The following is a 12,355-nucleotide window of genomic DNA, read 5'->3' as shown; positions in this document are numbered from 1 at the left end:
CTTTCCAAGGGACATACTTCATGCAGTTGCGCATCAGATGAACAATGCAGAGCTGTATTTGCGTTTTGGGATACACCGCTTCGATGGCGTTGGGAAAGCCTTTAAGCCCATCGCAACAGGCAATCAGAATATCCTTCAATCCTCGATTTTTCAGGTCGGTGAGCACTTTCAACCAGAATTTAGCACCCTCGGTTTCGGCTTCGCCTATCCATAGACCCAGCAGTTGTTTCTCGCCCTCTCGGTCAATGCCCAGGACCACGTACACCGCTCGTTTGCTTACACGGCCTGACACTTTGATATTCACGTACAGGGCATCGAGATAAACGATTGGGTAGAGCTCGTCGAGGGGACGGGCCTGCCAGGCTTTGACATCGTCGCTAACGGTATCAATCACCTCGCTAATCACCGACGCTGATATCGTGGCTCCCCCATATAATTCCTTGAGCTGGGCACTGATGTCACGAGTGCTCATCCCTCGGGCATACAGCGCCAAGATCTTTTCATCGAGTCCGGCTAATCGACGCTGATGTTTGGGCACCAGTATCGGTTCAAAGCTGCTGTTGCGGTCGCGAGGGATGGACAGTTCCAGTTCACCGTCCTCCGATTGCACCGTTTTCTTCGAGCTGCCATTGCGACTATTTCTTGGCTGCTCATCCGCTGGACTCGATTCAAGATGATGATTGAGTTCTCCCGCTAAGGCGCGTTCCACCAGGCGCTTTTTGATTTGCTTCATCAGACCCGACTCGCCCAAAATATCCTCAGGGGTGGCGCAGTCTTCCAGTAGTTCGTCTAGTAATTCATCAACGCGATTCGGTTCTTTCTTCTTACGGGCCATGAGGCGATCTCCTAATGTACATGGATGATAGATCGCTTACACAAAATTATGGACAGTCCCGATTCGACAATATATAGGCACATTTTGTATTTTTGGGCAAGGTGCGACACCTCCTTGGTCAATGGTCAATGCTTCTCAATATCTCACGGGACGCTCTTATCCTCGCTTAAGCACTGACTATAATATTGTTGGTATTCATATGTCTCATTTACGAGATAAAGCAATAGCATCAATCCGTGATAATAAAACTCCTGTTATTATCGGTACAGGATGGTTAAGTCACTATCCTCTTGCCTTTGGTTATGCTGTAAGGAAAAGAATTGTGACTAAATGTTTTTTCGGATGTTGGAAAGAGACTGAATACATTCAAACATTCTGTGTCAATCAAGGTTGGCCTGGCCCAGGCCATGATTGGGTGCCAGCCAGTACTTGGTTCGTAGGAGAAGCTTTTCCTTAACAAGCACTTCTAGGTAAAAAACTGGACTGAGATTACAAGGCTATTTTATATTCATTCTCAAATCAACCTTCTTAAATTCTACCGCTTGCTACCATGAGCATTGGTTCCGTGTATTGGGAAAAATGGCTGAAATGTCGGCAGAGTAAGGGGTTTGGCGATCTTCTTCTAAAATGGCTGTATTCCTTACATCGCAGACGTTTTGGCCGAATCCATCCCATCAGTCGGAACCAGTGCCTCAGAGCCGTACCTGATAAGTTTCTGTCCCATCTACCTCAGCTGTAATGTGCTCCTCATATTGAGCCAGGGAGCTTACGAATCCTTGCTCAAAATATTGATTTGTAAGTGATTACGAATACCTCTTAAACTACGACAATGTCAGCGTAAGTGAGATTTGCATTATTGGAAAGAGTAGCAACTTGTAACGCTGCTTGACTACCTGAACCGTCTGCATCGAAGAATAGAGAACCTGTTGATTGATTGTAAATCAGGCGATCGCTAGCAATTACAGCTGAAGAACCCAACACAAAAGCAGCCGCACTGAGCTCCCCTGGCATCAAGTCATCAGCAAAGCTGCTACCTAATATTTCTAACCGATCTCCTTGCAATTGGTCAAAGTCAACAATAGTGTCAGGTCCTTCCTCAGGGGAATTAAACCTAAAGACGTCAGCTCCAGCTGAGCCATACAAGATATCTTCGCCTTGACCACCCACAAGAATATCATCGCCTAAATCTCCCCATAGGCGATCGTTTCCTTCACCTCCATAGAGTTGGTCGTTGCCAGATTTACCACCAATACGGTCATTTCCCCTACCACCGTATAAAATATCGTCACCGCCGTTGATTGTATTTTGAGGAGAACGGCGGTTCAAATCACCGCGTAATACATCATTGCCATCCCCTCCAAACAAAAAGTCATTGCCGAGACCACCTGCGATGAGATTCTCACTTCTGTTGCCAAGTAAAAAGTTATCTTTAAAGTCACCTATAATAGGGCTCTCCACTTCTTGGTCAGACTTTCTTGCCACTTCACTAACTTGGCTCACCAACAAATTTTGAAGAAAACTAATCTCGTCAATATTGGCATGAGAGATAAAACTTGGACTCTCACTTTCAAGCTCTATTGTTTCAAGATTAATATTGATAGATCCTTTAACGTCGCGAACGCCCTCTGGCTCAAACTGCTGTGAGGCAGTTTGGAAGTAGTTGACACCTGTCACAACATTTTCAGGCAGGTGATCAATTTCAACATACTCTAGGAGGCCAGCGTCTACTAGGGCCTGCTGGAGTAATCTTCCATTAAGGCTATCTTCCAATGTTCCTTCGACCTGCTGTGCCTGCTGTGCTAAAAGCTCTGCTACAAATCGATATTCTAAAAAATCTTGACTTTCAATAATCTCCCTAAAACCAGGAATTTCAAAAAAGCCAAACTGCTCAAACTGAGCACCAAACAATTCCACTGTTTGTCTAACATCAATCAATTGTGCCAGTGCGGGTCGAGGAACTGCATCAATTTGAACAAGTAGCTCTACGGGCTGAGAGGAAATTTTCTGAGCGAGCTCTATAACTGTGTTTGCGCCAAAACTATACCCTACTAGAACTAACTTAATAGGCTCCTGAAAACTTTTCACATATTGAAATGCTTCCTTAAGCTGAAATTCTGCAAAAACTTGACTATAAAAAGGCTCACTAGTATCTTGAACAAATTTTTCATTCAATCCTTGTGAAAGGAGATCCATGCCGGATTCACTCCCAAGAAATCCTCTCGATTCGGTTTCTCCCCCGCCTCGAAATAACACTACTACTGTTGGATGATTTGGCACTGTGGATAAACTGAACTCCGAATCTAGAGATGATGCAAAATTATTTTCTTTCATTAATCGGTTACTCTTTTAATACAGCTAAAGCAATCATCTTGGTAGTTGTTAAAAGAACTACAAGAATTTTGGATTAAGGAGTCGAGCTGAGGCCGCTACACAAATTAAAGAGATGATGACACATCCTGCAAAGAAAGGTAAAAATCCCAGTGCTGATGCTATGAAACCGCCCAGGGCTGAAGCAAGCAGGGCAACCGTTGTCCGCATCGCAGATTGTAGAGTGTAGTCGCTGCCGGCAGTTGATAAATCACTACGATCCATCATGATCGTGAACAACGCGGTTGCTGACATGCCGCTGGCAAAATTGAATGTAGAAGACACAGCATATAGAACAGGTAAATTTACGATGCCAATGGCAGGAATCAGAAATCCAATGAGGCTGATTGCTTGAATTGTGCTGAAAATAATTAGCGCTCTCATATGTCCAAGGCGATGAAGCAATACTCCGCCCAATAATGCGCCCACCATGCCGGATGAATACCCGACAATTCCACTTAACAGTCCAATGTCTTGCAACGATAGACCTGCATCAACCAGCAATGGTTTAAACATGCCTGATGCCATGGATGGACTTAATGATAGTAAAGACACGACAAGCAACCAGGTTCTGTTACCTGATCTGCGAAAGAAGTGGAAAAATGGTCTAAAGCCAGTTGTAGTATCATCTGCTTTTAATTTAGCGTGTTCTTTGTAGAAGAAAACTGGAAATAACGGTAAGGCCAGTAAAATTGACAAAACTAACAGACTTTTTGTCCAACCCAGCTGATTGATGAGAATCAGTAAAACACCGCCGCCTAAGATTGCGCCGAGATAGTTGCTTGCATTCTGAATACCGTTGCCAAATCCTCGTTGTTTAGGATGCAATGAGCCAACTGCTAAAGCATCCGTTGCAATATCTTGAGTTGCGGCTAAAAAACAGACCAGCGCAAAACCAATCAGACCGATGCCAAAATTTTGTCGAATATCGACAAATGCTAGACCAGCAACTACGCAAGCGGAAAGGCTTTGAGCCAAGAGAATCCAAAAGCGATAATGGCCTCTGCGAGATAGGCTGTATCGATCGATCCAAGGCGACCATAGAAATTTAATCATCCATGGCAGTCCCAGCAGATAGACAAACCCGATTGACTCTAAGGAGAATCCCTGCTCTCGCATAAAGACGGGTAGGGCCTGATCGAAGAAGCCAAGGGGCAGGAACTGGGAAACGTACAGGCTACTGAGTAGGCCGAATTTTTTAATAGTCTTGAGCTGAGGAAAAGTAATCGACACGAGCTTAAGAGATAAATTTAAATACAGCAGAATAAATCTGACTAGTGGTCTGTCAAGCCTCAGATTTGGGATGAGGTCGGTAAAGAGTGAAGGGTAAAAGGGATGAAGAGTCAGTCTTTACCCTTCACCCTTGATCAAGGGCAGGATCCCCATTTTTAGCTTTAATGCCTGAAATCTAGTCTTAGAAAATTTCTTGCGTTAAGTTGGTATTCACTAGATTTAGGTTGAAATGCGCCAGCGATGCATTTTCTGTCGCTCAGCCCAGAGACGGCTGTAGAGTCCATCTTGTTGCAGCAGGTCTTGGTGTTTACCGCGCTCAGTCAGCTGCCCTTGATCGATTACCAATATTTGATCTGCTGCTGTGATGGTAGATAGGCGATGGGCAATAATAATCAGTGTTTTAGACTGCACTAGAGAGTTGATTGCCTGCTGAATTAGCCGTTCGTTTTCTGGATCAACTGAGGCAGCGGCTTCGTCCAGCAGCACGATTGGAGCATCCTTAAGCATTGCCCGAGCGATCGCAATTCGCTGCTTCTCTCCTCCTGACAAGATTGCGCCTTCTTCTCCAATAACTGTGTCATACCCCTGCGGCAGATTTTGAATGAATTCATGACACTGGGCTGACTTAGCCGCAGCGATGATGGCCGGTCGGGAAGCATTGGGATTGCCAAATTTAATGTTATTTAGAATCGTATCGTTGAATAAATAGGTAGTTTGAAATACAGTACTTATCTTTGATAGTAGCTCATCGGTTTTGACATCCTTAATGTTGGTGCCGCCAATAAGCACTTCGCCCGAATTGACGTCCCAAAACCGCATAATTAAATTTGTTATCGTAGTTTTACCCGAACCAGAAGGACCGACTAAAGCCGTTATACTGCGCTCCGGTGCGTTGAAACTAATATTGTTTAGCACAAGCTGATCGGAGTAGCCAAAAGAAACGTTTCTAAACTCGATGTCAAAGCGATGAATTGTCTGTTGATGGGGAGTTTCTGGGAGAGGCTTTGTCTGTAGAACAGTCTCTACTCTATCAAGGGCGACATTCATCATCCGAATTAGAGTCGACAGATCAACAAGCTCTTGCAGGGGGGCATAAATCCGTAAGCTTAAAATCAGAAATAATAAAAAGGCCGAGAGCGTTAACTCTTCACCCATAAACAGATAAACGCCAACAACAAGGACAGTGGCCAAGCCCAATTCTAAAGCGCCAGCAAATGCAAGCACAGGCACGGTCAGCTGAGAGATTAACTTAAGGTTGGCTTGCTTGTAATTCTGCAGCGATTTTTCTAGGTTCTGATACCGCGTACCGGTCTGATTAAACGCTTTAATTACTCTAATACCCTGAATATACTCAATAATACGAGAATTTGCTTCAACTGACGCCTGTTTTTGACGTCGAGCCATTCGTATTTGGAGCTTTTGACTGCCAAAGTAGATCAACAGGGCTAGGGGTAATCCTGATAGCATCGCCAGGGTGAGTCGCCAATCTACAAATGCCAGCAGCATAGAGGTAAAACAGGGAACTGCGATCGCGCTCACCAATTTAGGATAAACATGAGCGAAGAATGGTTCAATGTTCTTCATATCCTGACTGATGGTGGTATTGAAGTCACCCACCTGAGTGTCAGTAAATGTTCCCAGTGGCAGCTTACGAATGTGGTTACCCAGCTTTAGGCGTAGGCTACCAATCAGACGATAGCTGGTCAGGTAGGTGAGTCGATTTGCCCAGTACAAGGTGATGGTTTGGCCCAGTAAGCAGATCAAGATAACAACCATCAACCAAATCAGGTTGGAATAATTGATGCGATCGCTAAAGAGCTCTCGCAAAATAAAATATAAGAATAAGTAGGGGGTGCTTTCAAAAACAGCTGAGAAGAGATAAAAAAAAGTCCCCAGACGCACCTGCTGTTTACGGCTTTCAGCTAGCTTCCACAGTGCTTGAGTCATGCTACTACCTCACCTAAAAACTCCAACCTTGAGCGGCCATATGAGATTGCCACATCTGACGATACAGATGACTTGTAGACAGTAAGTCACCATGCACTCCTCGGGCTGCTATGGTGCCATTTTCTAAAACTAAAATTTGATCTGCTTGAATAACCGTTGATAGTCGATGAGCAATTACAATCAGCGTTTTATCACGAGTTAACCGGTTAATAGCCGCTTGAACTTGAGATTCATTTTCTGGATCTAGAAAGGCCGTGGCCTCATCTAGGATCAGTATTGGCGCATTTTTCAAAAGAGCACGAGCAATTGACAGTCGCTGCTGCTGACCTCCGCTTAACTTCGCACCTCGCTCCCCTACAGTTGTTTGGTAGCCATGGGGCAGCTGCTCAACAAAAGAATGGCAGTTAGCCAGCCTGGCGGCTTTCATGACTTCCTCTTCGGAAGCCTCTGGTTTGCCTATACGAATATTTTCATAGACTGTATCGTTGAACAAAATAACATCCTGGAACACAAAGGATATTAAAGACATTAATTCTTCTAACGGCAGCGATTGGATATTGACATCCCCGATGGATATTTCTCCTCGATCAATATCCCAAAATCTTGCAATTAGCCGGGCAATTGTGGTTTTACCCGAGCCTGACGGTCCAACTAAAGCCGTAAACCCTCCCTTGGGAACAACAAAGCTAATGTCGCTTAAAGTCGCCTTAGTATCATAGGAAAAATGCACATGATCAAACTTAAGCTTCATATCCTGCGGCGGAGAAAATCGTATCTGTTGTGGTAGAGAAGCCGCCTGAAGCAGGGAGTCAATTCGACCTCTGGCCTCTTGAACCTGCGCGAATGTTTGAGCAGACTGGGCTAACCTAAACAGGGGGGCACAAATCCCTAACCCCAGTAGTAGAAACAAAGCTAAGGTAGAAACTGTGAGGGTGTTTGAGATGAGTAGCCCGATGCCCACAGGCAGAATAAACAATATATTTGCACTGAGACTAATGTTAAACAGCGTCCAAGGCAAAAGAATGTTGAGCGACCACCGCTCTTCATAGGTGTGGTAAGACTCAACGGCTACGCGATACTGGGTAAATGATTCTGCTGTTTGCGTAAACGCTTTGATCACCTGCATGCCTTGAACGTATTCGATCAGGGCCGCATTCATTTTCGCCATTGCCTGATAGTAGTCTTTGAGCAATGGCTGGCTGACTTGAAAAATAAAAACCTGACAAAGCAGGGCAAGGGGAATCCCTAGGAGTGCGGCAGCCGCCATGCGCCAATCCACATAAATTAAATAGGCAGCCGCTAAAACAATGGTAACAACGGCTCCTGTAGTTTCAGGGAAGCCATGGGCAATCAATAGCTCCAGCTGCTCAACGTCTTCGTTCATGATTTTCTTCAGCGTGCCAGTGGTGCGACTGCTAAAAAAACCTAACGGCAGGGTGCTGAGCTTTTGCGCGATCGCAGCGCGAATTTCGTACAAAATACAGTATGCGGCAACATGGGATAACCGAATTGCAACGCCTGTCAAAACCCACCGAGCAATCATCGCAGCAATGCTTGCGATCGCAAGTTGCCAAACATAAGCTGGCTGAACTTCCGGAGCCATAAACTCCAAAACCATCAGGTAAATTAGCACAAAGGGTACTAACCCTAGCATGGTCGCAAAGATCATCAAGACAGCAGCCATAATCAGCCTGTATCTCTGCTGTTCAATCAATTTTGATAACTGAGCAGGCTGAGGATCAAACACTTGAGACTTCCTTCATTGACTATCTGAAACAAAGCGTATGTGAATTATCTTCATCCCTTTACGGATAAAGGGAATATAGCGAAAGAACCTAGCGTTGCCCCAGCGAGCAGGATGTCGGTCCAGATAGTACCACTCTTCAACAAAATAAATTTTAGAGGTCCACTTCGACAGGTGCCGTCCGGTTGATAGTCCCCATCGAAATGTCGCATCAGTTTTAGAAACAGCTCGATTCCGGTTAGAGTTTTTTGCAAGATGGGGACTCATAGCCTCCAGTAACATTTCTGATTGAGGAAATCGTAGCGTTAACTCAGTCAGAAGCTTGCGCACCTGCTGTTCGCTGAAGTACATCAAAAGCCCCTCAGCAATAAAGAGCTTTGGCAGATGGCTACAGGAATCAAGCTGATTCATCCAAGCAAAGTCTAAAACAGAACTGGCAATATACTGATGACGTTCGGTCTCTTGAAAAACTCGACTCCAGCTCGATTTAACTTCGGGAAAATCAACTTCAAACCAGGTTGTTTTACCATTATCAAGCCGAAAAAAACGAGTGCAAAGTCCAGCCCCCAAATTAATCACAGCTGCTTCTGGATGGCGGCTTAGAAACGATTGAACTGCCTGGTCCAGAATCTCTGTCCTAACAGCACATCCAATTTGAACAACTGAGAAATCATCACTGAACTTGTCAAAATCAAGATCAAGCGTTGAAACAGCCTCAACTGCTTTTTCATCCTCAAGGATTCTATCTGTACGCTGCGTTTCTAAAAACCGGGCATAAAGTGAAATCAATAGAGTCTCAGAGACTCCGGTGAACTGTGTCATAACTCTAATGCCAATAATGAACTAAAACTCTGTCTTAACCTGAATGCCAAAGGTTCTGCGATCACCAACCCCCCGAAAAGTTTGAAAACCCGCCGTGAGGTACTTCTCATCTAATAAATTGTTGGCATACAGATACACCCCACTACGCGCCCATTCATAACCGATACGAGCATTGAGCAATGCATAGGCATCCTGACCCAGCTCATTGGCATCATCTAGAAAGTAGCTGCTTGTTCCCTGCAGTTCGACCCGACCAAAAAGACCTCCCGGATCTCGATACTGTGCTGCTAAGTTATAGGTCAGGGCTGGAGCATAGGGCGCTTCGTTGCCTGAAAAATCTTGTCCCGATACCGGATCAATAAAGTCACTAAATCTTGTACTGATTACACCAATGCCAGCAACCAGGTCTAGCCCCTCTGTCGGACGTGCCCTTGTCTCCAGCTCTAGACCAAAGATATCTGCATCTGCAGCATTAACCAGCGTAGCCACATTTGGAGAAAAATTGCGTAAAACTTGATAGCCGTCTGCTGAGATATAAAAAAGCGCTAGATTTGCAGTTAACTGTTCATCTAACCAGGAAGATTTAACACCCGTTTCAAAATTCCAGGTCCGTTCTGGGTCAAATTGTAGAAACTCAGGATCACTAGAGTTAGGGCTAAATCCGCCACTCTTAAAGCCACGAGTCACGCTGGCATAGGCTCCTAAACTTGGACTAAAGCGATATTCAACGGCCAGTTTAGGGAGTAGCTCAGTCCAGTCAGCCTCATCTTCTACTCTTGGCTCAATCTCACTGCTACCAAGCGGCGTGTCAAAAAAGCGCGCGCGCTCAATATCTCGCCGCTCGTGCTCTAATCGCAGTCCTCCCGTCAAGCTCAAGCGCTCTGACAGTTGAACGGTTGCCTGAGAAAATGCAGCATAGGTCTGATTGTCCAAATCGGCGACCTGTCTATCAATTGAGTTCGGAATAGCTCCAAACAACCCAGCATCTTGCCCAAACTCAGTTCCTGCTTCTTCGGTATCATAGTCTCGCGTCTGGTAGTAGGCCCCAATCAGCCAGCGCCAGTCAGATGCTGAATCCTGTGGAGACTGAAGGCGAACTTCCTGACTAAACTGATCGATTTCTTGAACAACAAAGCCCCTAAACGCATCTAAAGGAGATTGATCAAAGTCGGCTATGTAGGGATCCTGTCGCCAATCGCGACGAGCCGTAATTGATGTGAGTGTAAAGTCAGGAGCACGATGAACAACACGTAAAGACTGAGTATTTGCATTGGTATCTGCCTCTCCATCAAAATCCTGCTCTACTTCAAAAAGATTAGGACTTGATGGACTAACGACGGCAGGGGCTCCATTATTAACATCTTCATAAGTGGCTCCCAAAGAAATGTCCCAATCTTCGGCAGGGGTCCAAAGCAGCTGCAGTCGACCGTTAAAGCTCTGTCTTGTATCAGGATCTGTATCCAAAAAGACATTATCTAAAAAGCCATCTCGCTCTCGATAAGCTCCCGATAGTCGAAAAAATAAATTGTCTTCTACAATTGGTCCATTTACTAAAAGCCTGCCTTCGTAAATCCCTGGATCACCAATACCTGCAAGTGTTCGAACCTGCCATTCATTCGTTGGAGGCTTAGTGATAATGTTGATCACCCCCCCCGATGTATTTTGTCCATAGAGCGTACCCTGTGGCCCTCTAAGCACCTCAATTCGCTCAAGATCAAACAGGTTAGTAGCAAAGGAAATAAACTCAGAAGCAGGGACATCATCAATGTATAGTCCAACCGCAGGAGAACCAAGAAAGCTGTTCCCCAATCCGCGAATGTTATAGACTGCAACCGTGTCTACCTCTCGTTTAAATATGTTCAAATTTGGAACATATCGACTAATATCGCTGGTTGTATTGATGCTGCCAATATCTTCAATTTCTTCACTCGACAGCGTAGTTATGCTGATAGGGACATCTTGAAGCGACTCTTCAAAGCGCTCAGCGGTCACTAAAATTCGAAGTGGCTCTTCAGACTCTTCAGACTCTTCAGATTCGGCGGGCTCTTCAGATTCGGCGGGCTCCGGAATCTGCTGTGCGTTAATCTGAGCGGCAGGTAAAGTCTCTAAAGGATCAGATTGAATAGCTTCAGCGCTGGAGGTATTAAGCTTTAATGTTAGCTTTCCTGCAGTCTGAACGACCTGAACATTAGGAGCATCAGTTTCACCAACTATCTCGACTCGAACATTATTAGCATCTACAGGTATCACGGAAACCGATTGAATTTCATCAACCGGAGCCATTATCTGAAAGCTTTGATCAGACTCTAGCTGCAGCTGCGCATCCGCTATATCGGCAGACCAGACTTGTTCATGCTGTGTTGGAGAAATCTGTAACTCCCTATCATTGTTTGTCTCCAGAGTCACTTGGACCCCATCTAAACCCTGTTCGACTCGCACGTCTGTTATTTGAGTCACCTGTGGCTGAACCGTCGAAGCAAAAACTTGTCCATCAGAACTCCGAACTGTCGCGCCAGTGGTCTGCGCGTATACCGATGGAGAAGTAGAAGGAAAAGTGCTTGCCACTACTATCGAACCAATTATTAAAGCGAGTTGCCTCATCTAAACCTCTTCATTACAAATTTTCCTTTTTTCAGTCATACATACCGATCTGAGACAGGAAATAATTACTTAACGGCAATGCGGAGCCGCAGAGAAATCCAACATCTTCACATCTAGAAACCTTTCATGCAGATGTAGGAAACAGTTCTCACCTAACAACGAAATCGACTAGCCCATCATCATTAGCCAACTCCTCATCAACCTAACCTTAATCATTGAAAAACCTAATTCATGCCATTGCGATCAGGAAACAGTTATGTAACAACACTACAGAAAACAGCTTTCAATGTATATGAGCTAACAAAAAACAATTTTCAATGTATATGAGCTAACAAAAAAGTCTCATTGCATTCCTTTTAAGCTTGCTCTAAGGAATCATTATCATTAAAGACATATTCATTTCTTTCACATTTATTGTCAAGGCTAATGGAGAAATATTAGGAAAAGTACTTGCTACTGCCATAGAACCAGCCATCATTCAAGCAAGCTACCTCATCTATACTTCTTGGTTACAAATCTTCCTTTTTTCTTAGTAATGCATACCGAACTGAGACAGAAAATAATCACTTAAGGGCGATGCGGAGCCGCAAAGAAATCAACATCTTCACATCTAGAAACCTTTAATGTGGATGTAGGAAACAATTCTCACCTAACAACGAAATCGGCTATCCCATCATCATTAGCCAACTCTTCATCAACCTAACCTTAATCATTGAAAAACCTAATTCATGCCATATCTAATGGTAAATAGCTGTAAAACAACCATTGCTCAGATACCTATCCCTTCCCATCTCAGCGAACTCAAC

Annotated in this window: 8 protein-coding genes; 1 reads left to right on the top strand and 7 read right to left on the bottom strand. The window is 44.6% G+C overall.

Annotated features, from left to right (window positions below; genetic code table 11):
• The coding region (locus tag N836_RS55855; protein ID WP_023071377.1) for an IS256 family transposase at positions 1 to 835 on the bottom strand (835 nt) is incomplete at its 3' end.
• A gap of 121 nt (positions 836 to 956) precedes the next feature.
• Here N836_RS55855 and N836_RS75930 point away from each other — a divergent pair.
• Complete coding sequence (locus N836_RS75930; RefSeq protein ID WP_152532173.1) at positions 957 to 1,292, top strand: hypothetical protein; 336 nt, start codon at positions 957 to 959, stop codon at positions 1,290 to 1,292.
• Between the two features lie 359 nt (positions 1,293 to 1,651).
• Here N836_RS75930 and N836_RS75335 read toward each other — a convergent pair whose 3' ends face one another.
• From N836_RS75335 to N836_RS55830, 6 genes are all read right to left on the bottom strand, one after another.
• The gene (locus N836_RS75335) at positions 1,652 to 3,166 is read right to left on the bottom strand and encodes a calcium-binding protein (protein WP_023073566.1); all 1,515 of its coding nucleotides are present in this window, start codon (positions 3,164 to 3,166) and stop codon (positions 1,652 to 1,654) included.
• 57 nt (positions 3,167 to 3,223) lie between these two features.
• Positions 3,224 to 4,435 (bottom strand): MFS transporter, encoded by a 1,212-nt coding sequence (locus tag N836_RS55850; RefSeq protein WP_023073565.1) that lies wholly within the window; start codon positions 4,433 to 4,435, stop codon positions 3,224 to 3,226.
• A gap of 219 nt (positions 4,436 to 4,654) precedes the next feature.
• Entirely contained in the window at positions 4,655 to 6,382 is a 1,728-nt protein-coding gene (locus tag N836_RS55845) for an ABC transporter ATP-binding protein (RefSeq protein WP_023073564.1), read from the bottom strand.
• 13 nt (positions 6,383 to 6,395) lie between these two features.
• Positions 6,396 to 8,066, bottom strand: a complete 1,671-nt coding sequence (locus tag N836_RS55840; protein WP_152532171.1) for an ABC transporter ATP-binding protein — start codon at positions 8,064 to 8,066, stop codon at positions 6,396 to 6,398.
• Between the two features lie 75 nt (positions 8,067 to 8,141).
• Positions 8,142 to 8,948, bottom strand: coding sequence for a class I SAM-dependent methyltransferase (locus tag N836_RS55835; protein WP_023073562.1), 807 nt, complete (start codon positions 8,946 to 8,948; stop codon positions 8,142 to 8,144).
• Between the two features lie 21 nt (positions 8,949 to 8,969).
• Entirely contained in the window at positions 8,970 to 11,513 is a 2,544-nt protein-coding gene (locus tag N836_RS55830) for a TonB-dependent receptor domain-containing protein (RefSeq protein WP_161634982.1), read from the bottom strand.
• Positions 11,514 to 12,355: the final 842 nt, after the last annotated feature.

The sequence above is a fragment of the Leptolyngbya sp. Heron Island J genome, assembly GCF_000482245.1.
GTDB lineage: Bacteria > Cyanobacteriota > Cyanobacteriia > Phormidesmidales > Phormidesmidaceae > Leptothoe.
Note: the sequence above shows the minus strand (reverse complement) of the source record. Positions and strands in the feature narration are given on the sequence as shown.

Excerpts from the sequence above, each read along its gene's own strand:
- N836_RS55845 (WP_023073564.1), bottom strand. The coding sequence starts at position 6,382 with ATGACTCAAGCACTGTGGAAGCTAGCTGAAAGCCGTAAACAGCAGGTG.
- N836_RS55835 (WP_023073562.1), bottom strand. The coding sequence starts at position 8,948 with ATGACACAGTTCACCGGAGTCTCTGAGACTCTATTGATTTCACTTTAT.
- N836_RS55840 (WP_152532171.1), bottom strand. The coding sequence starts at position 8,066 with ATGGCTGCTGTCTTGATGATCTTTGCGACCATGCTAGGGTTAGTACCC.
- N836_RS75930 (WP_152532173.1), top strand. The coding sequence starts at position 957 with ATGGTCAATGCTTCTCAATATCTCACGGGACGCTCTTATCCTCGCTTA.
- N836_RS75335 (WP_023073566.1), bottom strand. The coding sequence starts at position 3,166 with ATGAAAGAAAATAATTTTGCATCATCTCTAGATTCGGAGTTCAGTTTA.